Origin of the sequence: Dietzia papillomatosis NBRC 105045, from assembly GCF_001570845.1 — a bacterium.
Lineage (GTDB): Bacteria > Actinomycetota > Actinomycetes > Mycobacteriales > Mycobacteriaceae > Dietzia > Dietzia cinnamea.
In genome coordinates this window covers 63,416-85,007 of the sequence record NZ_BCSL01000001.1, presented here as the reverse complement: position 1 = coordinate 85,007, position 21,592 = coordinate 63,416, and the positions used below count along the sequence as shown (strand labels likewise).

At 70.4% G+C, this 21,592-nt stretch carries 23 protein-coding genes; 12 read left to right on the top strand and 11 right to left on the bottom strand.

What is annotated here, in order from left to right; translation table 11 throughout:
• Window positions 1-70: 70 nt before the first annotated feature.
• Window positions 71-541, top strand: coding sequence for a MaoC family dehydratase (locus tag DPA01S_RS00425; protein ID WP_061228362.1), 471 nt, complete (start codon window positions 71-73; stop codon window positions 539-541).
• A gap of 76 nt (window positions 542-617) precedes the next feature.
• Here the strand turns inward: DPA01S_RS00425 and DPA01S_RS00420 are convergent, their stop codons facing one another.
• The 3 genes from DPA01S_RS00420 to DPA01S_RS00410 are packed head-to-tail and all read right to left on the bottom strand — an operon-like array spanning window position 618 to window position 3,084.
• Window positions 618-1,121, bottom strand: a complete 504-nt coding sequence (locus tag DPA01S_RS00420; RefSeq protein ID WP_061913397.1) for a thioesterase family protein — start codon at window positions 1,119-1,121, stop codon at window positions 618-620.
• Window positions 1,118-2,071, bottom strand: a complete 954-nt coding sequence (locus DPA01S_RS00415; protein ID WP_061228364.1) for an NADPH:quinone oxidoreductase family protein — start codon at window positions 2,069-2,071, stop codon at window positions 1,118-1,120. Before DPA01S_RS00415 ends, DPA01S_RS00420 begins: the two co-directional genes overlap by 4 nt.
• A 2-nt stretch (window positions 2,072-2,073) precedes the next feature.
• A complete protein-coding gene (locus DPA01S_RS00410; protein ID WP_061913395.1) occupies window positions 2,074-3,084 on the bottom strand; it encodes an NADP-dependent oxidoreductase in 1,011 nt (336 codons plus the stop codon).
• Window positions 3,085-3,214: 130 nt separating this feature from the next.
• On the opposite strand from DPA01S_RS00410, the gene DPA01S_RS00405 reads away from it, so the two are divergent.
• Window positions 3,215-4,000, top strand: coding sequence for an SDR family oxidoreductase (locus DPA01S_RS00405; RefSeq protein ID WP_061913393.1), 786 nt, complete (start codon window positions 3,215-3,217; stop codon window positions 3,998-4,000).
• Window positions 4,001-4,026: 26 nt separating this feature from the next.
• On the opposite strand, the gene DPA01S_RS00400 is transcribed toward DPA01S_RS00405, so the two are convergent.
• Complete coding sequence (locus DPA01S_RS00400) at window positions 4,027-4,713, bottom strand: TetR/AcrR family transcriptional regulator (protein WP_061913391.1); 687 nt, start codon at window positions 4,711-4,713, stop codon at window positions 4,027-4,029.
• 296 nt (window positions 4,714-5,009) lie between these two features.
• Complete coding sequence (locus DPA01S_RS00395) at window positions 5,010-5,393, bottom strand: nuclear transport factor 2 family protein (RefSeq protein ID WP_061913389.1); 384 nt, start codon at window positions 5,391-5,393, stop codon at window positions 5,010-5,012.
• 182 nt (window positions 5,394-5,575) lie between these two features.
• Here DPA01S_RS00395 and DPA01S_RS00390 point away from each other — a divergent pair, with 182 nt between their 5' ends.
• A complete protein-coding gene (locus tag DPA01S_RS00390; RefSeq protein ID WP_061913387.1) occupies window positions 5,576-7,009 on the top strand; it encodes a sugar porter family MFS transporter in 1,434 nt (477 codons plus the stop codon).
• 28 nt (window positions 7,010-7,037) lie between these two features.
• Here DPA01S_RS00390 and DPA01S_RS00385 read toward each other — a convergent pair whose 3' ends face one another.
• On the bottom strand, window positions 7,038-7,649 hold the full coding sequence (locus tag DPA01S_RS00385) for a GyrI-like domain-containing protein (protein WP_061913385.1): 612 nt from the start codon (window positions 7,647-7,649) through the stop codon (window positions 7,038-7,040).
• A 140-nt stretch (window positions 7,650-7,789) separates the two neighbouring features.
• Here DPA01S_RS00385 and DPA01S_RS00380 point away from each other — a divergent pair, with 140 nt between their 5' ends.
• Together DPA01S_RS00380 and DPA01S_RS00375 are read left to right on the top strand one after the other, a co-directional pair.
• Window positions 7,790-7,972: a hypothetical protein gene (locus tag DPA01S_RS00380; protein ID WP_061913383.1), complete on the top strand. Its 183-nt coding sequence runs from the start codon at window positions 7,790-7,792 to the stop codon at window positions 7,970-7,972.
• Window positions 7,969-8,817: an MBL fold metallo-hydrolase gene (locus tag DPA01S_RS00375; RefSeq protein ID WP_061913381.1), complete on the top strand. Its 849-nt coding sequence runs from the start codon at window positions 7,969-7,971 to the stop codon at window positions 8,815-8,817. The genes DPA01S_RS00380 and DPA01S_RS00375 overlap by 4 nt, the downstream gene beginning before the upstream one ends.
• On the opposite strand, the gene DPA01S_RS00370 is transcribed toward DPA01S_RS00375, so the two are convergent.
• Complete coding sequence (locus tag DPA01S_RS00370; protein WP_061913379.1) at window positions 8,810-9,229, bottom strand: ArsR/SmtB family transcription factor; 420 nt, start codon at window positions 9,227-9,229, stop codon at window positions 8,810-8,812. The two genes, DPA01S_RS00375 and DPA01S_RS00370, sit on opposite strands and share 8 nt — an antisense overlap.
• The gene (locus DPA01S_RS00365) at window positions 9,226-9,729 is read right to left on the bottom strand and encodes an SRPBCC domain-containing protein (protein WP_061913377.1); all 504 of its coding nucleotides are present in this window, start codon (window positions 9,727-9,729) and stop codon (window positions 9,226-9,228) included. The genes DPA01S_RS00370 and DPA01S_RS00365 overlap by 4 nt, the downstream gene beginning before the upstream one ends.
• A gap of 323 nt (window positions 9,730-10,052) precedes the next feature.
• Here DPA01S_RS00365 and DPA01S_RS00360 point away from each other — a divergent pair, with 323 nt between their 5' ends.
• From DPA01S_RS00360 to DPA01S_RS00350, 3 genes are all read left to right on the top strand, one after another.
• On the top strand, window positions 10,053-11,273 hold the full coding sequence (locus DPA01S_RS00360; RefSeq protein ID WP_061913375.1) for a lipase family protein: 1,221 nt from the start codon (window positions 10,053-10,055) through the stop codon (window positions 11,271-11,273).
• Between the two features lie 291 nt (window positions 11,274-11,564).
• Window positions 11,565-12,446: an alpha/beta fold hydrolase gene (locus DPA01S_RS00355; protein ID WP_061913373.1), complete on the top strand. Its 882-nt coding sequence runs from the start codon at window positions 11,565-11,567 to the stop codon at window positions 12,444-12,446.
• 60 nt (window positions 12,447-12,506) lie between these two features.
• Complete coding sequence (locus tag DPA01S_RS00350) at window positions 12,507-13,388, top strand: hypothetical protein (protein WP_061913372.1); 882 nt, start codon at window positions 12,507-12,509, stop codon at window positions 13,386-13,388.
• A 3-nt stretch (window positions 13,389-13,391) separates the two neighbouring features.
• On the opposite strand, the gene DPA01S_RS00345 is transcribed toward DPA01S_RS00350, so the two are convergent.
• Window positions 13,392-14,114, bottom strand: a complete 723-nt coding sequence (locus tag DPA01S_RS00345; protein ID WP_061913370.1) for a hypothetical protein — start codon at window positions 14,112-14,114, stop codon at window positions 13,392-13,394.
• A gap of 444 nt (window positions 14,115-14,558) precedes the next feature.
• Here DPA01S_RS00345 and DPA01S_RS00340 point away from each other — a divergent pair, with 444 nt between their 5' ends.
• Window positions 14,559-15,914: a lipase family protein gene (locus DPA01S_RS00340; protein WP_232302936.1), complete on the top strand. Its 1,356-nt coding sequence runs from the start codon at window positions 14,559-14,561 to the stop codon at window positions 15,912-15,914.
• Between the two features lie 40 nt (window positions 15,915-15,954).
• Here DPA01S_RS00340 and DPA01S_RS00335 read toward each other — a convergent pair whose 3' ends face one another.
• Window positions 15,955-16,389, bottom strand: coding sequence for a nuclear transport factor 2 family protein (locus DPA01S_RS00335; RefSeq protein ID WP_061913366.1), 435 nt, complete (start codon window positions 16,387-16,389; stop codon window positions 15,955-15,957).
• A 23-nt stretch (window positions 16,390-16,412) separates the two neighbouring features.
• On the opposite strand from DPA01S_RS00335, the gene DPA01S_RS00330 reads away from it, so the two are divergent.
• Genes DPA01S_RS00330 through DPA01S_RS00320 form a run of 3 tightly spaced genes read left to right on the top strand, consistent with a single transcriptional unit; the run spans window position 16,413 to window position 18,244 of the window.
• Window positions 16,413-16,958, top strand: coding sequence for a nuclear transport factor 2 family protein (locus tag DPA01S_RS00330; protein WP_061913364.1), 546 nt, complete (start codon window positions 16,413-16,415; stop codon window positions 16,956-16,958).
• Window positions 16,955-17,854, top strand: a complete 900-nt coding sequence (locus DPA01S_RS00325) for an SDR family NAD(P)-dependent oxidoreductase (protein WP_061913362.1) — start codon at window positions 16,955-16,957, stop codon at window positions 17,852-17,854. Before DPA01S_RS00330 ends, DPA01S_RS00325 begins: the two co-directional genes overlap by 4 nt.
• Window positions 17,855-18,244, top strand: coding sequence for a hypothetical protein (locus DPA01S_RS00320; protein ID WP_061913360.1), 390 nt, complete (start codon window positions 17,855-17,857; stop codon window positions 18,242-18,244).
• Window positions 18,245-18,439: 195 nt separating this feature from the next.
• Here DPA01S_RS00320 and DPA01S_RS00315 read toward each other — a convergent pair whose 3' ends face one another.
• Complete coding sequence (locus DPA01S_RS00315) at window positions 18,440-21,532, bottom strand: leucine--tRNA ligase (RefSeq protein ID WP_061228373.1); 3,093 nt, start codon at window positions 21,530-21,532, stop codon at window positions 18,440-18,442.
• Window positions 21,533-21,592 lie beyond the last annotated feature (60 nt).

The window sequence follows — 21,592 nt, the reverse complement described above, 5'->3', positions numbered from 1 at the left end:
GTTAGTTGAATCCGGTTTCAGGTTCAACTATGTTCGACGTCACAACGCCCCGCGACCCAAGGAGTTCCCCGTGACCCAGACCGCCCGACACCGCCCGACTTCCGTGCAGGACCTCAAGGACCTCTCGGGCCGCGAGCTCGGCCCCACCGCGTGGCACACCGTCGACCAGTCGCGCATCGACGGCTTCGCCGAGCTCACCGGCGACCATCAGTGGATTCACGTCGACCCCGCGCGGGCGGCGGACTCGCCGTTCGGCTCGACGATCGCGCACGGTCTCTACAGCCTGTCGCGCACGCCCGCCTTCCTCGAAGAGCTCATGGCCTTCGACGGGTTCGCCCACAGCCTCAACTACGGCTACGACAAGGTCCGCTTCATCCACCCGCTGCCGGTGGACTCGCGGATCCGGATGCGCGCCACGCTGACCTCGGTCGAAGAGACCGCCCCGGGCGCGGTGAAGGTCGTCACCACGCTGACCGTCGAGGCCGACGGCATCGACAAGCCGATCCTGGTCGCCGAGTCGATCGGCCGCTTCACGGTCTGACCCGCCACGCTCACAAGAAGGGGACCGCATCTGCAGTGCAGGTGCGGTCCCCTTTCGCGTGCGGTCCGGATTCGGCCTAGCGGCGCACGGCCATAGCCCCCGAGAGGGGGAGCTGCCACCCGAGACCGCGGTGGGCGGCTATCTGCGCATCGATCCGCTGCGCGACGTCAGCGGGGAAGGACGCCGTCCGTCGCGCGGTGAGGTCGACGTGGCCCTCGATCATCTCGAGAGTGTTGGCGATGCGCCCGGTCGTACGGTTCACGATCACCGAGATACCGTGGAACACCTTGTCCCCACGGTCGAGCCACCGGACGTGGGCCGAGATCTCCTCGCCGATCCGCACTTCGTCGAAGAACTTCAGGTACTGCTCCATACTGAAGACCCCCATCTGACGGCTGGCGCGGTAGGCGTCATCGATTCCCACTCGACGCAACTCCTCCTCAGCCCCGCGGATGTGGAAGCCGTAGAAGTGGGCGACGTTGACGTGGCCGTTGCCGTCCTCCCACTCGCGTCCGGCGACCGTGCTGCACGCCGCCGGGATCCGGTCGACCTCCTCCACGGAGGGCAGGTTCTGTTTCACGGCACCAGCACGACCTTGCCGGTGACCGAACGCCCCTCGAGGGAGCGCAGTGCAACGGAGGCGTCCTCTAGTGGATGAGTGGCGCCGACGACGGGCCGCAGAGCCCCGCTTCTTAGGTGCGGCAGCATCGCCTCCCACTCCCTGCCGACATGGCCGGGGCGGGATAACGCGTAGGCACCCCATCCGACTCCCACGACGGAGACGTTGTTCAGCAGGAGCCGGTTGACCTTCACCTCGGGGATGGATCCGGCGGTGAAGCCGATGACGAGAAGACGGCCGTGCTCCCGCAGGGAGCGCAGCGAGTCGGTGAACCGTTCACCACCGACGGGATCGACGACGATGTCGACGCTCGCTTTGCCGACCGCCTCGAGGAAGCCGTCGGCCGGGACCACCTCGTCCGCGCCCGCAGCGCGGGCGATCTCGCCCTTCTCCGGCGTGGAGACCACTCCGATGACCTTGCCCGCCCCGAACGCCTTCGCCATCTGGATGGCCGCGGTCCCGATCCCGCCCGCGGCGCCGTGGACGAGGACGGTCTCACCCTCGGCGAGGTGACCGCGCTCGACGAGGGCGAAGTAGACCGTCGCGTAGTTGAAGGTGAAGGATGCCGCCTCCTCGAAGCCGACCTCGTCCGGCAGTGCGAAGGTGAGGTCGGGGCGCGCCAGGGCCTGCTCCGCGAAGCCACCGAGCAGCGTCAGGGCCGCCACGCGGTCACCGACAGCCAGGCCGCTGCCCTCGGGCGCAGCGGTGACGACACCGGCGACCTCCGCCCCCGGGACGAAGGGGAGCTCGGGCTTGAGCTGGTACAGGCCTCGGGTCTGGAGCAACTCGGGGAAGGCGACCCCGGCCGCTTTGACCTCGATGGTCACGAGCTCGTTGTCGCGGAGGTCGGGGAGCTCGACGACCTCGACGGCGTCCGGGCCATCGAGAGAGGAGATGTGGATGGCGCGCATGGTCAGCCCTTTCGGATTCTCAGCAGAAGCTTGCCGGTGTTGACCCCGTCGAAGAGGCCGAGCAGGGCGTCCGGGAAGGCGGGCACCCCGCCCTCGAGGATGGTTTCGGTCGCGACGAGGCGCCCCTCGGCGATGAGTTCCGAGATCTCGGCGACGGCCTCGGCGTAGCGGTCCGCGTAGTCGAACACGACGAACCCCTGCATCGTGGCGCGGAAGACCAGAAGGGACATGTACCGCCGCGGGCCGTCGGCGAGGGTCTCGTCGTTGTACGTCGACACAGCCCCGCACAGCACGACCCGGGCGCCGCGGCGCAGGTTGGCCAGTGCCGCGTCGAGGAGCTCGCCCCCTACGTTGTCGAAGTAGATGTCGATTCCGTCGGGGGCGGCGTTGCGGACCTGGCGCAGGAGGTCGCCCTCCCGCCGGTCGATGACCTCGTCGAGTCCGAGCTCGCGGAGCCAGGACACCTTGTCCGGACCACCGGCGACGCCGATGACGCGGGCCCCTTTCGCCTTGGCCAGCTGCGCGACGGTGCTCCCGACCGCCCCGGCCGCGGCGGAGACCAGGACTGTGTCACCGGCCCGGAGTCGGCCGACGTCGTGGAGGCCGAAGTACGCGGTCATGCCGGGCATGCCGAGCGCGCCTAGCCAGGTGCCCATCGGGGCGATGTCGGTGTCGATACGGTCCACCCCCTTGCCGTCTGACAGCGCGTACTCGCACACGCCGAAACTGCCGGTGACCCGGTCGCCGACGGCGAAGTCCGGGTGCTCCGAGGCGATCACCTCGCCGGCGCCCAGTGCCCGCATGACGTCTCCGATCCCGACCGGGGGGATGTAGGACCGCACGTCGTTCAGCCATCCGCGCATCGCCGGGTCGAGGGAGATCAGATCGACGCGTACGAGGATCTGACCGGGGCCCGGGTCCGGGACCTCGGTGCTGGTGAGATCCCAGGTACTGGAGTCTGGGCGGCCTTGCGGGCGGGCGGCGAGACGGATCTCCTGTGAGGTCCGGGACATAGGTCGACTCCTGTGTTCGGTGCGGGGTTTGTTCGTCAGCCTCCCACAATCTGAATCTGGGTTCAACTAGTATGAATCGGGATTCAATCGAATCTCGAGTCGACCCACTGCACCCGAACGAAGGACAACAATGGACATTCCCGCCCTCTTCTCTCTCGATGGACGCGTCGCCCTCGTCACCGGCGGGTCCCGCGGCATCGGCCGCATGATCGCCGAAGGCCTGCTCGCCCAGGGCGCGACCGTCTACATCACCGCGCGCAAGTCAGAGGCCTGCCTGACCACCGCCGACGAGCTGTCCGCGACCTACGGCGAAGGGCGGTGCGTCGCCCTGCCGTACGACATCTCCACGACCGCCGGCATCGCCGCCCTACTCGAAACATTCCGCGAGAACGAGGACCACCTCAACATCCTCGTCAACAACGCCGGTGCAGCGTGGGGAGAGGCCTTCGACGACTTCCCTGAGAGCGGATGGGACAAGGTGATGGACCTCAACGTCAAGGCGCCCTTCTTCCTCACCCAGGCCGCCAAGCAACTGCTGCTGGCAGGGCACGAGAGCACGGGGCACCTCGCCAAAGTCATCAACATCGCCTCGATCGACGGACTCTCCCTCAACCCGATGGAGACGTACTCCTACCATGCGAGCAAGGCTGGCATCGTCCACCTGACCAAGCGAATGGCGGTGCGCCTCGCTCCCGAGGGCATCATCGTCAGCGCGATCGCCCCTGGCGCCTTCGCGTCCGCGATGAACAAGGAGGCCCGCGACCACGCCGAGGAGATCGCCGGCGAGATCCCCTCCGGCCGTATCGGCCGTCCCGAGGACATGGCGGCCGCGGCGATCTACCTGGCCTCGGACGCCGGCGACTATGTCGTCGGCAGCACTCTCGCCGTCGACGGCGGGGTCAACATCGCCCGCTGACCGCGCGGAGTTGCGCGCTGGACGCCTCAGTCCGCGCGCAGCTCCGGCGTCGTCAGGCCCAGGGCATTGGTCCACAACCGGGTCGCTGTTTCGACGAGTTCGTCGATGGACTCGACCACCGCGCCCCCGGTAAAGGATTCGAAGGCCAATCGGGCCACCATGCCGGACAGCGCCATCGCCGCCATCGAGGCGTCGACACCGCGATCCGCCAGGCCCCGTTCCTGCAGATCCGCTATGGCACGCGCGTTACGCGTGACGAAGGCCATCGTGCGGGCGTTGCGCAGCTCGCGGAATCGGGGATTGAGCGCCGCCACCTGCTGCAGGAGCACGTTCAGCTGGGCATTGCGCCGATAGGCTTCGAAGTAGGCGCGGTTGCTGGCCGCGATGATCGCGACCGGGTCATCGCTCGCCTCTATACGGCCCGTCCCCGGATGGAGCATGTCGCTTTGCGCTTGGTACAGGACAGCAGCAAGAACCTCGTCCTTGCTGTCGAACCACGTGTAGAAGCTGCCGATCGAACACTTGGCCTCGGCGGCAATGTCTACGAGCCGGGAATCAACGTAACCATCGCGCTCGAACACCGTGCGCGCGGCCGCGATCAGAGCGTCACGGGTGCGCCGGCCACGCTCCGTCTGCGGCTGCGGCTGGGCATCCAGCCGTGCAGCATCGACGAGGTCGGGGGCCGCCGTGCTGTTATCGCGGTCGCTGGACATACCGGTTATGCTAGCGGCCGCTTATCCGGGAGCGACAATGGTGAAACCGCCAGGGCTTGTCTACTACATGGCGTAGCCAGGTCGGTATGGCGCAGAGGTGACGCCGGGGCGGCAGGTGGTCGGAGCTCGTCATGGCGGGTAGCGAGGGCTCGCCATTGCGTGGCCAGGCTTCGGCGCGCATCGCGCCGTCGTTGCGTTAGCCTCCGGTGGTTACGCCCGGCGCGAAACGGGTGTCGAACATCCAGGTCAGTACCCACTTGTCGACGCACACGATGTTGGTATGCGAGCGGCCGCGATCAGCTCATGTTCTCCGGGGTCCAGTAAGCGCGCATGGAGGATACCTTGCCCTGCGCGTCGTGGACCATGAGGTCCCACACGTTGATGGTCGCCTTGGAGCCGCCGTCGAAGTGAGTGGTGATCTCGAAGTTGAACAGCAGGTCGTTGCCGCACACTCGGGTCTCGAGGACCTTCGCCTCGATCTTCAGCGCGGTGACGGTCGAGTAGAAGGCGCGGATCGCCTCCGGGCCCTCGTGCACGGTGCCGCCGCCGACGGGGTCCTCGACGGTGGCGTCGTCGGCGTACAGGGCCATGACGGCCTCGAGGTCGCCGGCGACGAGCGCGTCGACATAGGACTGCGCGGTGGCGCGGATCTGCTCGGGTGCGGTGGCTGCGGCGCTCATGGTGGGTGGCCTTTCGGTACGACGACGAGGTGACCCGAGCCTAGAACGTGTTCTCGCGCTGCGGGCGCGCACCGGGGTATTTCCCGGTGGTCCTCTCTGTCGGTTGCGCCTCTCCCGCCCCAGCCCTAACCTCCTCTCACCACCTGTCACAGGGCCGCCGGGCCCGGGGAGCGGGGTCCGCGATGTCCACACCACAGACGTCCCGACAGCCGTCGGACGCGGAGTCGTTCCACACCGGCCGGGTGGTGATCATCTCCCTGGTCGCCGCGCTCGGCGGGTTCCTGTTCGGGTTCGACACCGCGGTCATCAACGGCGCGGTGGACGCGGTGCAGCAGGACTTCGGTATCGGCGCCGGGCTGATCGGGTTCACGGTCTCCTCGGCGTTGCTCGGATGCATCCTCGGCGCCTACCTGGCGGGACGACTGGCCGACCGCTGGGGCCGCACGCGGGTGATGGTGTTGGCGGCAGTGTTGTTCCTCGTGAGTGCTCTGGGATCGGGTTTCGCGTTCGGCCCGTGGGACCTCATCGCCTGGCGCGTCCTCGGCGGACTCGGGGTGGGCGCGGCGTCGGTCATCGCCCCGGCGTACATCGCTGAGGTGGCCCCGCCGGCGGTCCGCGGCCGCCTCGGGTCGCTGCAGCAGCTGGCGATCGTGTCGGGCATCTTCGTGGCCCTGCTCTCGGACGCGTGGCTGGCGGGAGTCGCCGGGGGCGCGATCGAGGAGTTGTGGTTCGGGGCGGCGGCGTGGCGGTGGATGTTCTGGGCGGAGGTCATCCCCGCTGTCGCCTACGGCGTGCTGGCGCTGATGATCCCGGAGTCGCCGCGCTACCTGGTGGGCCGGGGGATGGTCGACGAGGCCAAGCGGGTGCTGCGCTCCATCCAAGAGGGCGGCATCGACTCTCGCATCCGCGAGATCCGGGCGACCGTCCGCGAGGACCGCCGGCAGTCGTGGCGGGACCTGATCCGCCCGGGCGGATGGAACTTCCTGCCCATCGTGTGGATCGGCATCATCCTGTCGGTGTTCCAGCAGGCCGTCGGCATCAACGTGATCTTCTACTACTCCACCACGCTGTGGCAGTCGGTGGGCTTCGCCGAGGAGGACGCGTTCACGCAGTCGGTCATCACGTCGGTGACGAACATCGTGGTCACGGTGGTGGCGATCGCGCTCATCGACAAGATCGGGCGTCGCAGACTGCTCATGATCGGCTCGGTCGGCATGACGGTCTGCCTGGCGGTGATGGCGGCGATGTTCAGTCAGGCCACGATGGTCGCCGGCCCGGACGGCGAGCTCGCCCCACAGCTCGGCGACACCCCGGGGCTCGTCGCCCTCATCGCCGCGAACGGCTTCGTCGTGTTCTTCGGCATGTCGTGGGGCCCGGCGGTGTGGGTCCTGCTCGGCGAGATGTTCAACAACCGGATCCGCTCCACCGCGCTGGGGCTGGCGGCGGCCGCGCAATGGCTGGCGAACTTCGCCGTGTCGACCGCCTTCCCGCCGATGGCCGAGTTCAGTCTGCCGTTCACCTACGGCTTCTACGCGGTCGCGGCGCTGCTCTCGCTGCTGTTCGTGGCGCGGTTCATCCCCGAGACGACCGGCCGTTCGCTGGAGGAGATGGAGTAACCGCCCCGCACGCCGCCCGCACCCGGGGTCAGGCCGCGTCGTCGGGAGTGCGCACCGCGCAGAACAGGTCGGTCCGCAGCGTGGCCGGGTCCATGTCGGGCGACGGCTCGGTGACGTAGGACTCCCAGAACGGTAGGCCGGGCGCGCGTCCCGTCCCCGCGATCTCGCCCATGAAGTCGCCCCACGCCTGCCCGAGGTCGTCGTAGGAGCCCACGTGGCTGATCACGGCGATCTCGCCGGCCGGCAGCTCGGAGGCGACGAGCTGTCGACCGTCGGCCTCGATCGGCTCCGTGCCCACCTGCTCGGCCAGCGGGGCGCGGAGAGGGAAGCCGATCTCCAGGTCCACCACCGAGTCGGGCCCCTCGACCGCGGCGGTGTAGAGCGCGATGGGCGGGCCCGCGGGAGCCAGGCCGGCCTCGAACGCGCGCGGCAGCACGGTCCCGAAGACGGAGTCGAACACCCCGGTCAGCTCAGACATCGGCACGCCCGTCACGCGGACCACCGCGGTGGGCACGGCAGGCGCGCGTAGCAACTGCATTTCGCCGATCGGGTCCACGCCCAGGTTGGGGTAACCGGACGGGGGGTCGGCGGGCGCCGTCGGCGCCTGATCGTGTGACGAAGAGGATGACGACGACGACATGGTGTGCCCTTCCGACGCGAGGTGCCCGTTCCCAGTGTGCGCTGCGGTCGGGACGAGGGGAAGACCCGCCGAGCAGCAGGGTGGGTCCCCCGGCGCCGGCGAGGGATGCGGCCCGCGCCCGCCGGGGGGACACTGGGGGCATGCCCCACTACCGCCTCCGCACCCCCGACCAGACGATCGATCTCGGCGAGCACGAGACCGCCCAGCAGGCCCTCGAGTCCGCCGTGTCCGGTCATCGTGAGACCCGGTCCGCCGACGGGTCCCTCGAGGTGCAGGTGGGCGAGTCGTGGCACCCCGTCGACATCGAGGGGAACATGCCGTGAGCACGGTGACCCAGTGCGCGACGTGCGGGGTCGAGCGGGCGGAGACCCTGCCCGAGGTATGCCCGATCTGTGCGGACGAGCGCCAGTACGTGCCCGTCGCCGGGCAACGCTGGACCACCCCCGAGCAGTCGCGGGCGGCGGGCGCGTCCCTCGAGTTCACCGAGCGCGAGACCGACGTGATCGGTCTGGAGCAGAAGAACTGCCCCGGGATCGGCCAACGGCCGTCGCTCATCCGGACCGACCACGGGAACGTCCTGGTCGAGGTCCCGAACTACATCAGCGACGAGGCGGTCGCGGCGATCCGCGGGTGGGGCGGGTTGTCGGCGATCATCGCCTCGCATCCGCACATGTACGGCGTGCAGTCGCTGTGGTCGGCGGCGTTCGACGACTGCCCGGTGTACGTCTCCGCTCCGGACGAGCAGTGGCTGGGCCTGCGACCGCACAACACGATCGTGTGGGGCGGGGGCCACGCGGCGGGACCGGAGGACGGCGGCGAGATCGAGATCCTGCCCGGCGTGCGGGCGTCGCAGCCGGGCGGTCACTTCCCCGGCAGCGTGGTCGTGCACTGGACCGCTCCGGACGGCCGTGGCGTGCTGTTCAGCGGTGACACGATCGGCACGGTCGCCAGCCGTCGGTGGGTGACGTTCATGCGGTCGTTCCCCAACTGGATGCCGCTGTCCGGGGCGGTGGTGCGTCGGATCGCCGAGCACGTCTCGCGGTACGACTTCGACCGGCTCTACAGCAACTTCGGCGGGTGCGTCCCCCGGGACGCGCGGGCAGCGGTGCAGCGGTCGGCCGAGCGCTACGCGGCGTGGGTCGACGGCGAGTACGACCACCTCACCTAGAGGCGCCCGGGCCCGAGCCGCCTTCGACCGACTCGCCGGACTCGTCGCGCTCGGCCCGCTCCATGCGCTCGGCGCGCTCCCTGACCTGCTCGAGCCGACGATCCCATCCCCGCGACACCGCTCCGAGGAGGTCGGAGATCTCCCGGATGCGGTCCGGCCGCACGGCGTGTACCTGTCGACGATGATGCGGTCGCGCGTGCACGAGCCCCGAGTCGGTGAGGATGCGCAGGTGCTTGGAGACCGCCTGTCGACTCACGCCGAGATCGCGGGCCACGGCACCGGCGTCGTCGGGCCGGTCGGCGAGTCGGACGAGGACCCGCCGACGGGTCCGGTCCGCGAGGGCGCCGAACACACCGTCCGCCTCTTCGCTCAGCAGCCGGTCCTGCGGGTCCTCCTCCCCCCGGCTGTTCATCCGCCGCCCTCGGCACGCACCCGCGCGAGCTCCAGCTCGGACACCCAGCCGTTTGAGTTCTCCTCGAATCGCCGGCGGCGCACGGCCGCGTCGTCGTGCAGACCCGCGAACCCGGTCTCGCGGACCGTCAGGACGACGCCCGATCCGTGGTCCTCGATCGTGAACTCGACCAGGTTGGCCTGCGCCTCATCGACCTCTCCGGCCATGCCACCGAGCCACCGGAACACCGCGCGACGTGGCGGGTCGAGCTCGACGGTGCCGATCGTGAACTCGCCGTGCACCGGGTCGACGACGCGCGACACGTCGCCTTCTGTGGTGATCTCGTGATCGGTCCACGTGCCGTCGTTGATGAACCAACCCGGGTCCGACACGATCGCCCAGACCGTCCTCGCCTCGGCTTCGATGTGGATGCTGCGGACGATCTCGTCGGGAACGTCATCGCTGCTCGCCCCCGCTCCGGACGCGCCACCGCTGTCGACGGGCACGGTGTTCTCGCTCATCGGGCTCTCCTCTCCCCCGAGGCGCCTCCCGCTCGGTGAGGTGGTGTCGCGGTTGCACCTTCCCTCCCCACGATGGCACGCGCGCGACTCGAGTGCAACCATTCAGTTGCAGCAATGTTCGGTCATCGACCGGCGGGCGTCGTCACCGACCGGCGGACGCTGCGACAGTCTCCGGTGTAACTGCACGGCACCCCCACGTCCCCGGGCCGGACGCCGACCGCACGATCTCGAGCCCGACCCCGTTAGTCGATCCGGTGACGAACGGGCCCGCGGGGAGAGCGAACCCGCCCGGCCAGGCGCGGGCGGCGGACTACCCTCCGGGTATGAACTCCCTCACCTCCCCGAGACTCTCGCGGACGCTCTGCGCGGCGGCTGCCGCCCTCGTCGTCGTCGCCCCTCTCACCGCCCCCACCGCCGGCGCGGCGCCCACCGCAGCGACCAACCCGGCACCCACCTGGTCCGGACTCGACACCCGCGAATGGGCACGGCCGATCCCCGCGCCGGGGGCCGCGGCGGAGACCCTCCCGCTCGACCCGTCACTCTCCCTGCCGCAGGCCGGACGGGCCGTGCGGCAGGTCTACGGCACCCTCGACCAGCACGGCCGGCCCGCGATCTCCGGGTCCGCGGTGTTCCTGCCCCACGGTGCCGCGCCGGAGGGCGGCTGGCCGATCATCGCGTGGGCGCACGGCACGACCGGCCTCGGCGACGACTGCGCGCCCTCCACCCAGCCCCGCTCCGAGCGTGACGCCGAGTACCTCGGCCACTGGCTCGACAGGGGCTACGCCGTGGTCGCCTCCGACTACGTGGGCCTGGGCACGCCCGGGCTACTCAGCTACCTCAACGGGCCCGCCACCGGCCAGGCGATCGTCGACTCGGTGATCGCCGCACGCTCCGCCGGCCTGCCCCTGTCCCCCACCTGGGCACTCGTCGGACAGTCCCAGGGCGCCGGAGCCGCGCTCAACACCGCCGTCCGCGCCACCGACCTCGGCGCGCCCGCCGGCCTGGACTACCGCGGCGTCGTGGCGACGGGCGCCCCGGCGAACATCGAGCACATCTTCCAGTGGGGTGGGCCCGGCTTCCCTCCCGTGCAGCTGCCGACCGGACTCAACGTCTACGCGATGTACATCCTCGCCGGGTTCCGAGATCAGCACCCCGAGCTGGACATCAACGGCTACCTCACGCCGGCCGGGCGCGAGATGGTCGACGCCGCCGAGACCCTCTGCTACGCGGCGATGCGCGAGAAGGTCGGCGGGTTCCAGATCTCGCAGGCGCTCTCGCGGCCGTTGCAGGAGATCCCCGACGTGTTCGGCCACCTGCGCCGCTACATGGGCACGCCCGCCACCGGGTACGACCGGCCCGTGTTCCTCGGCCAGGGACTGCTCGACCTCGACGTGCCCGCGCCGTCGGCCCTGTCCCTCGCCGCGGAGATGACGCTCAACCGGCAGCCGCTCGAGCTGCGCGTCTACCCGGACCGCGACCACAGCGGGACCGTGTACGCCGCGACACCGGATGCGACCGCGTTCCTGGCGCGGGTGATGGGGTGAGGGGGTTCGGATCACCGTGGCCACCCCCGTTCGGTGCGGTCGTCCACTTCGAGTCGCGCATTCCCGCACGTCAGGGCGCGCCCTTCACTGCTCGCGATGTGACCTGCGCGGCAATCGTTACAGACTTGTCACATCCCACTGCCAGGGGCTAGAGTCTCGTCATCGCCGCGCGGGGATGTTTCAGGGACTCCCCGCGCGGCTGACATCATTTCGGGGAAAGCCGGACCCCGCGGGACGGCGGGATTCCGGGACACCGCGATTCCTAGAACGCGTTCTAGTACCGTTGCGGGCATGAGCGCCCTCGACTTCGAGTCCACCAGCAAGACCATCACCGCCGGCCGTTTCGAGCTGCACTACCACGAGGCAGGGGGGGCCACGAGCGCAGCGGGCACGGCCGAGCCCGAGAGCGCGGTCCCCGTCCTGTTCCTCCACGGGTCCGGCCCGGGCGTCACCGCGTGGTCCAACTTCTCCGGCAACTTCCCGGTCTTCGCCGAGCGGTTCCACACCATCCTGCTCGACATGCCGGGCTTCGGGAAGAGCTCCGACCTCGAGTGGGAGAAGGCCTACCCGATGATCGCCGCCGAGGCGATCGACGCGTTCTGCGAGGCCAAGGGCATCGAGAAGGTCGACATCATCGGCAACTCCATGGGCGGCAACGTCGCGTGCGAGACCGCCCTCGCCTACCCGGACCGCGTCCGCAAGATGGCGCTCATGGGCCCCGGCGGCCTCGCCGCTCCCCTGTTCACGCCCGATCCCAGCGAGGGTTCGCGTCGCCTGTTCGACTTCCTCGCCGACCCCACCGACGAGAAGATGAGCGCCTGGGTCGACACCATGGTCGGCAACAAGAAGATCGTCTCCCCCGAGCTGATCCGCGCCCGCACCGAGGCCGCCACCGCGCCCGGCGCCGTCGAGCGCATGTACTCGATCTTCGGCTCCATCCTCAAGCCCGAGAACGCCTATACCCCGCTGTACGCCCGCGCCTCCCGGATCCACCAGGAGACACTCCTCATCTGGGGCCGCGACGACCGCATGCTCCCCTACGAGCAGGCACACTTCGCGTTCCGCCAGCTCCCCAAGGCCGAGCTGCACGCCTTCTCCCGCTGCGGGCACTGGGCCATGATCGAGCAGAAGGACAAGTTCGAGCGCCTGGTGATCGCCTTCCTGCTCAACTGAGCCCCCGCGCGGGCGGCCGGGCGTGTCGCGGCCGCGGGGACGCGGGTTAGCCTGTCGTGCATGACCGACTCCCCGCAGCCCGGCCAGCCCGAGCAGCCGCAGGACCAGCCGCCCGCAGTCGACCCGCGGACCGGCGAAGACCTGTCGTGGAAGCAGACGCCCGTGGCGATCGTGCTGCTCGACCGGCCCGCCCCCGGCTACGACGAGATCGGTGAACTGCTCGCCGAGATCTTCGAGGGCTCCTACGAGGTCGAGCGCGGCACCGAGGACGACCCCGCCACGGCGGTGTACATCGAGGACGCGACGGTCATCGTCTCCTCGATCGACGCCCCCGTGCCGGAGGCCGCCCAGTACACGCGCGACCTGGCCGCGTGGAACGGCGGCGAGGCCGTGGTGGAGACGCACCGGTCCCAGGTCGTGGTGGCGGCGTTCCGGTGGGGACCGGTCGGCGACGACGGCGAGCCCACCGATCCCGAGTACCTGGACCCGCGGCTCGATACGCTCCGTTGCGAGTTGGCGGTCGCGAACGTCACGGCAGCACTGACCGCGCTACCCGGCGCGGTGGCCGTCACCGTGGGCGGCGCCGCGGCGACCCTGCCGGCCGGCCCGTACCGCGATCTCGTGACGGGCAACCCGGTGCCGGCGCCGGCGCTCGTCGGGGTGCGGGCGGGGATGCAGTCCGAGTCCACGTCGTGCGTCTACACCACGGGGATGGGCAGGTTCGGCCGGATGGACCTCGAGCGCCTGGACGTGGACGCCGCGACGGCGGCCGTGTACTCCGAGATGTGCAATCTCGTGGCCTATTCGCTGGCGACCGGCACCGTGTTCGTGCCCGGCCAGACGATCGAGGTGGGCGGCCCTCAGCCCCTGGTCGCCAGCGCCGAGGTCTCCCCCTTCACCGGCCAGGAGATCCTCCGGCTCTCGCCGGGCCCGCGGGGCTGAGGGTCAGGGCCGCTGGTGGTTCATCCGCTCCACCACCAGCCTTGTCGTGGCCGCGAGCTGGAACGGCCGGATGACCGGCTCGATCCGGCTGGCCAGCCGCTCCTTCTTGAGCCGGGCGATCACGCTGCGGACCAGCTCCGGCAGCGGATTGCCGAGGTGATCGACCAGCGGGTAGATCCGCACCTCCGGCGCGATCCGCGCCATCTCGACGATCGCGTCGACGTGGTCCGACAGATCCATCCGGTCGGCGTACGTGAACAGCAGGTGCGAGCACAGCACGAGGTCGGCCGAGTCGCTGGCCAACGGCAGCGACGGCAGCGCCCCGGCGATGTACCGCTCGGGCGAGGCCTCCAGGTCCGTGAGCATGCGGTCGGCCGCCGTGCGACGGATCGCCTCGTGTCCCACGACGCCGCCGCGGACGTCCCAGTCGAAGTCCACCTCGCGGGCCTGCTTCTGCGCCACCGACCGGTCGACGTCCGCGAGGATCCGGCCGCGGAGGTCGTCCGCGCCCCGGGCGTACTGCGGGTCCACCGCGATCGCGTCCCCACCGGCCGCGCAGATCTCCGCCACCGCGCTGGCCGCGCCGCCCGGGCAGTCCACGATCCGGCCCTGCAGGTCAGCCCCGTTCAAACCGAACATGTCCGTGTACTCGGCCAACGATCGCGCGCTCACGAGGACATCGGTGTCCTCCAGCGCGTGGAACGTGGTGTCGGGACTTACGGTCACCTGGAAACTCTCCTGAAGTGAGCCGACGCGGATCTGATTTCCGCCGCCGTGGGGTCATGAGCATGGACCCGGGTTCCGGCGCGGACCGCCGCTGATACCGACCGCGGCCCGCCCTTCTCCGGTGGGCCCGCGCGTCGTCCGTGCTACGCCATGACGGCGTGGGCGACGCGGGACCTCTCCGGTACGCGTCGCCAGCACATCAGCACATCTTTCGGCACGAATTCACCGTAACAGCGGCGTACGACAGTGGCCACCGTGAAGTTCACGGTGATCAGAATTCTTCCGCACCCTGGCTGACCGCCGGGTACGCGCCGAGCGGGCGGCGGGCGGGCGAGGCTCCGTGACCGTGAGGTGCATCACCGGTCGAACATGACACAAGCTAGTCTTTTGTCCAGTTCAAGGTCCTCGCGGACCGTTCAGCGTCTCGACCCCCGGGGAGCACTTGTGAGATCACCGACCAGCCGTCGCCGCAGAACACCCGGACTGTCCACCGCCGCAGGTGCTCTCGCCCTGGGCGTCGCGATGGCGCTGGCCCCGGCCATGACGCCCGCCGCCCCGGAGGCCGCCGCGCAGGGCTCGTCCAACTCACCCGACCGCAGCGCGTTCTACACGCCGCCGGCTGAGCTGCCCACCGAGCCGGGCGCAATCATCCGCACCGAACCCATGACCATCACGCCCAGCATCCCCGACCTGGCGAACGGCGGCGCACTGCTCGCCGACGCCCAGCGGATCATGTACCGCTCCACCGGTGCGGCGGGCAGTCCGATCGCCGTCACCGGCGCGTACCTTCATCCCCAGGCCCCCTGGACCGGGCCGGGCCCGCGGCCGCTCGCCGTGGTCACCCCCGGGACGCAGGGCCAGGGCGACCAGTGCGCGCCGTCCAAGTCCATGGAGGTCGGGCTCGGCGTGCAGACCGCACCCCCGTCGGCGGCCGCCGGGTACGCCGTGATCGACGCGCTGACGATGGTCCAGGAGGGCTTCGCCGTGGTCGTCACCGACTACGAGGGCCTCGGCACGCCCGGCCACCACCCGTACGTCAACCGCGACTCGCAGGGTCGCTCCGCCTTGGACGCCGCGCGCGCCGCGCTGCGCCTCCCGGGCACCGACCTCGCCCCCGACTCCAAGACCGTGGTCAGTGGGTACTCGCAGGGCGGTGGTGCCGCCGCGGCCGCCGGCGAGATGCAGCCGACCTACGCGCCGGACGTCAACGTCGTGGGGATCGCCGCGGGCGCGCCGCCGTCAGACATGATCGGCACGCTCGAGCGCGTCGACGGCGGTCTGCTCACCGGCGCCGTGGGTTACGCGATCAACGGCATCCTGCAGGTCCACCCCGAGTTGCGGGACGCCTTCGACCGCCAGCTGAACGACGCGGGCAAGCGCATGCTCGAGGTGACGGCAGGGCAGTGCGTCGCCGAGACCGGCTTCGCCTACGGCCTGCACCGCACCACCGATTTCACCCGGGACGGCCGGTCTCTCGCCGATGCGGCCCGCTCCGAGCCGGAGATCATGCGCGTCCTGGACGGCTACAACCTGGGCGACGGCGCACCGGCCGTCCCGTCACTCGTCCTGATCGGGCGGAATGACGACGTGGTGCCGCACGACACCGCCGTCGACCTCGTCCGGGACTGGTGCGCGCAGGGCACCACCGTCGAGCTGCGCATCGCCGAGGTGCCCGCCCTGGCCCCGGGCCTGGTGATCGACCACGCGATCCCGATGCTGTCCGAGCGCGCGACCAACGCCCGCTACCTCATGGACCGGGTGCACGACCATCCCGCACCGAACTCCTGCGGGACCGTCTGACCGACGCACGCGAACGTCGCGTCCGCGCGCCGCGGCGGTCTCAGGGCAGGTTGTGGTGAAACGCCTGCTGCTGTGTCAGCCGAGAGATCCGCCAGCCGGCGTCGGTGCGGATGAACTCGAGGACGTACCAGAGCCCGTAGAAGAACACCTGCTGGTCCTTCTCCTCCACGGGCCGCAGCGCCATGGGGTTGAAGCACATGCACCGGCCCGTCGCCGTGTCCCCCTCAAGGCTCACCTCGAGGTTGGCCATGAGGTGCTGGGTGGCCGCGAAGACCGGCAGCATCTCGGCCAGCCACGCGCGGATCGCCGGGTAGGCGTCGTCCGGCCCGCCGGAGGCCTCGTAGCTCACCCGCGCGTCCCGCGTGAAGACCCGGTCCAGGCCCTCGAAGTCGCGGGAGTCGATGCAGGTCGCGTACCTGGTCATGAGGTCCTGAAGGTCCCAACGGTCGGATAACTCGACCAGTGTTCGGTTCACGATCCCTACGCTAACGTGGCCGTATGCAGTACGAGGAGGAAAGGCGCGCTCGCGACTCGATCGAGCAGCTGAAGTACCGCTACTGGCGGGCGTGCGACGCCAAGGACCCCGACGGCTTCCGCTCCTGCTTCGTGGCGACCGGTGGAGTGCTCGACTTCGGCCCCCTCGGCCGGACCGACCCCGACACGATGGTCGGCATCTTCCGGCAGATCGCCCTGGCCACCGCCGCCGACGGCGGGCCCCGCATACTCGATATGCACCACGGCTTCATGCCCTCGATCACCGTCGAGGCCGACGGGCCGAGCAGTCCGCCGAGCCGCGCCACCGGCACGTGGACTCTGCAGTTCCGTCAGATCGACCGCGACAAGGGCACCGAGACCCTCTCCACCGGCGAGTACTCGGACGTCTATGTGGTGGAGGGCGACGGGATCGAAGACGACCGCTGGGTCATGGCCGAGTGCCTGTTCACGCCCGGTTGGTCCATCACCCGCACCCTCGACGAGGCCACCGTGACCTACCCGGAGGTCAGCATCGTCCCGGGTGCGGCCACCGAGGGGGCCGACTCGTGAGCGCCCGGGTCGCACTGGTGACAGGTGGCAGCCGCGGTGTCGGGCGCGGGGTGGCCACCGCGCTCGCCGACGCGGGGTGGGATGTCTTCGTCACCGGACGGGCCGCCGAGCGACTGCAGAGCACGGTCGACGCAGCCGACGGCGCCCCGGGCCGGATCCGTGCACTCGAATGCGACCACTCCCGTGACGAGGAGATCCTCGCCGTCGTCACCCGGATCGCCGACGAGACCGGCCGCCTGGACCTGCTGGTCAACAACGCGTGGACCAACCCCGAGGGCTTCGTGGGGTTCAACGGCAGGTTCTGGGAGCGGCCCACCACCGACTGGGACGCCCTGATGGGCGTGGGCCTGCGCGCGCACTACGTCGCGAGCTGCGAGGCCACCAAGGTCATGGTGCCGCAGGGATCGGGGCTGATGGTCAACATCTCGTCGTTCGGCTCGCGCGCGCCGTTCCACACCGTCCTGTACGGCATGAGCAAGACCGCCCTGGACAAGATGGCCTCCGACATGGCGCACGAGCTCGCTGGCACCGGTGTGTCGACCCTGTCCCTGTGGCTGGGCCTCATCCGCACCGAGGTGCTGCTGTCCACCGGCATGGAGGACTTCAACGGCTTCCCGCTGGCCCGCGCGGAGGACCCCGCGTTCGTCGGTCGCGTCATCGCCGCCCTCGCCGACGACCCGGACCTCGGACGGATGAGCGGCTCGACCGTCATCACGGCCGAGTACGGTCGCGAGAAGGGCATCCGGAACGACGACGGCGAGGTTCCGCTGTCGCACCGGGGTGCCTTCGGCGGGGGCCCGCTCTTCCCGCCTGTCACGGACGAGCAGTTGGGGATCGAGACAGTGGACGAGGTGGCCGCGGCGGGCGGACACAACGGATTCACCAAGGAGGGTTGAATGACATCCCCCGAGTTCGGGGAGCTCGACGACCCGCTCGAGCGACTGGAGCGGAACGAGCGTCAGGGCAACCAAGCGTTCCGGTTCGTGCTGCTGTCCGTTGTCGCGATCGTGGCGCTGGCCGTGGCGATCGTGGTGATCCGCGGCGGCGTCGGCGACGAGTGCGCCGACGGGGTCCCGCTGTGCCTGACCTCGGACCGCGTCGAGGTGGTGATCCTGCCGCTGCTGCTGTCGATCGCGCTGTCCATCACGTCCGCCGTGAAGACGTACCGGCGGTGGCAGGCGCGGATCCGATGGCGGCCGTGGCTGTACGCGACGTACGCGATGTGGATGGTCACCACGGCGTACCTGCTGATCTCGTCGTCGGCGGTGTTCGTCCAGCAGGGTTGACGCCGCCGCCTGAGCCCCGACGCCCAGGCACCCCGCTGCGGAACTCCCGGAATCCGCTACCCTCCGCCCGGATCCGCTACTCCTGCGGGGGTAGCGGATCCCGAGTCCGGGTAGCGGATTCGGGCGTGGGGCCTGCCGGGTGATCGACTCGTGCCGGGTAGCGGATTGCGGCGCGCGTCAGTGTCAGCGCGGCCGTCAGGGCACGATGTTGACCATCTTGCCCGGCACCACGATCACCTTCTTGGGCGCGGCGCCGCCCAGGTTCTCCTGCACCTTGGCGTCGGCCAGGGCGGCGGCCTCGACGTCGACCGGCGAGGCGTCAGCGGGCACGGTGATGCGCGAGCGCACCTTGCCCTTGATCTGGACCGGGTACTCGACCGAGTCCTCGACCAGGTACGACTCGTCGAAGGTCGGGAAGGGGCCGTGGGCCAGCGACCCGGTGTGACCGAGCCGGGCCCACAGCTCCTCGGCGAGGTGCGGGGCGACGGGCGCGACCATGAGCACGAGCGGTTCCACGACCGAGCGGGGCGCACCCGGCCCCTCGGTGGGGTACGCCTTGGTCAGGGTGTTGACGTACTCGATGAGCTTGGCGATCGCGGTGTTGTCGCGCAGGCCGGCGTAGTCGTCGCGGACCCCGGCGATGGTGCGGTGCAGCGCCTTGAGCACGTCCTCGCCGGGTGCGCTGTCGGTCGAATCCGTGTCGGTCACGCGGACCTCACCGGTGGACTCGTCGATCACCACGCGCCACAGCCGCTGCAGGAAGCGGTGCGCGCCCACGACGTCCTTGGTGGCCCAGGGGCGCGAGGTGTCGAGCGGGCCCATGGACATCTCGTACACGCGCAGCGTGTCGGCACCGTAGGAGTCGCAGATCTCGTCGGGGGAGACGGAGTTCTTGAGCGACTTGCCCATCTTCCCGTATTCCTGGAACACCTCGATCTCGGTGGCGTCCGCGCCGGCGGAGGCGTCGGTCCAGTAGTACTTCCCGTCGCGCTCGGTCACCTCGGCCGCGGGCACGTAGACGCCGCGGGAGTCGGTGTAGGCGAAGGCCTGGATGTACCCCTGGTTGAACAGGCGCCGGTAGGGCTCCTCGCTGGTGACGTGGCCGAGGTCGAACAGGACCTTGTGCCAGAACCGCGAGTACAGCAGGTGCAGCACGGCGTGCTCGACGCCGCCCACGTAGAGGTCCACGCCGCCCGGGTCGCCGGCGCCGTGGATCTCGGGGCGCGGGCCGGTCCAGTAGCGCTCGTTCTCGATCGCGCAGAGCTGCTCGGAGTTGGTGGGGTCGATGTAGCGCAGCTGGTACCAACTGGAGCCGGCCCAGTTGGGCATGACGTTGGCGTCGCGGGTGTAGGTCTTGAGCCCGTCACCGAGGTCCAGCTCGACGGTCATCCACTCGGTCGCCTTGGCCAGTGGCGGGGACGGCACCGAGTCGGCGTCGTCGGGGTCGAACGAGACGGGCTTGTAGTCCTCGACCTCGGGCAGCTCGACGGGCAGCATCTCCTCGGGCAGCGCGTGGGGCACGCCGTCGGAGTCGTAGACCACGGGGAACGGCTCGCCCCAGTAGCGCTGCCGGGCGAACAGCCAGTCGCGGAGCTTGTACTGGACGGTGCCCTCGCCGGTGCCCTCCCCCTCGAGCCAGGCGATGGTGGCGGCCTTGGCCTCGTCCACGCCCAGGCCGTCGAGGGACAGCCCCTCGTCGTTGGTGGAGTTCACGGCCACGCCGTCGCCGGCGTAGGCCTCGGCCTGCACGTCGAGCTCGCGCCCGTCGGCGGGCGCCACGACCTGCCGGATGGGCAGCCCGAACGCCAGGGCAAACTCGTGGTCGCGCGCGTCGTGGCCGGGCACGGCCATGATGGCGCCGGTGCCGTAGCCCATGAGGACGTAGTCGGCGACGAACACCGGGACCTGCTCGCCGTTGACCGGGTTGACGGCGTAGGCGCCGGTGAAGACGCCGGTCTTGTCCTTGTTCTCCTGGCGCTCGAGCTCGGACTTCATGGACGCGGCGCGCCGGTAGGCGAACACGGCCTCGGCGGGCGAGGAGTGTCCGCCGGTCCAGCGCGGGTCGAGGGCGCCGGGGGTCGACTCGCCGGGGGCCGCGCCGGGCGCGCCGGCCGGGACCTCGGGCCAGAACGGCCCGGCGAGCTCGTCGACCAGCGGGTGCTCGGGCGACAGGACCATGTAGGTGGCGCCGAACAGGGTGTCGGGGCGGGTGGTGAACACCTCGATGGACTGGTCGGCCACGGCGAACCGGACGCGGGCGCCCTGCGAGCGACCGATCCAGTTGCGCTGCATGGACTTGACCTTGTCGGTCCAGTCGAGCCGGTCGAGGTCGTCGACGAGCCGGTCGGCGTAGGCGGTGATCCGCATCATCCACTGGCTCAGGTTCTTGCGGAAGACGGGGAAGTTGCCGCGCTCGGAGCGGCCCTCGGCGGTGACCTCCTCGTTGGCCAGGACTGTGCCCAGGCCGGGGCACCAGTTGACCGTGGAGTCCGAGAGGTAGACGAGCCGGTGCGCGTCGAGGACCTTCTCCTGCTCGGCGCGGGTCAGCTCGCCCCAGGTGCGGCCGGCGAGGTCGGCGGCGAGATCGGCGGGCAGTCCGGCGGCCAGCGGGCGGGCGCCGGAGGCGAACTGCTCGACGAGCTCGGCGATGGGCCGGGCGCGGCCGGTGCGGGTGGGGTGGTCGCCGCCGTCGGTCGTCCGGGCGGGGGCGTCGGGGTCGTACCAGGAGCCGTGGATCTGCAGGAAGATCCACTGGGTCCAGCGGTAGAAGTCGGTGTCGGTGGTGGCGAAGACGCGGCGGCGGTCGTGGCCCAGGCCGAGGCGGCCGAGCTGGCGCTCCATGTTGGCGATGTTGGACTCGGTGGTCACGCGCGGGTGCTGTCCGGTCTGGACGGCGTACTGCTCGGCGGGCAGGCCGAACGCGTCGTAGCCGAGGGTGTGCAGCACGTTGGTGCCGAGCATCCGGTTGTAGCGGGCGAACACGTCGGTCGCGATGTAGCCCAGCGGGTGGCCGACGTGCAGCCCGGCGCCGGACGGGTAGGGGAACATGTCCTGGACGAAGAGCTTGTCCGCGGGCAGCTCGCCGTCGGGCGCGGCCAGCGGACCAACGGGGTTGGGGGCCTCGAACGTGCCGCGCTCGGACCATTCGCGCTGCCAGCGGGACTCGATCTCGCCGGCGAGCGCCGCGCCGTAGCGGTGGGCGGGCCCTCCCTCGGGCTGGGTCCCGCTCCCGGACGCCGCCGCGGTCTCGGGCTGCGCGCCGGTGGCGCTCTGGTCGCTGCTGCTCACGTCGTCTGCTCTCCCTGGTCTCGCCGGTGCCCGCACGCAGGCCGTGTCCAGCCTAAACCC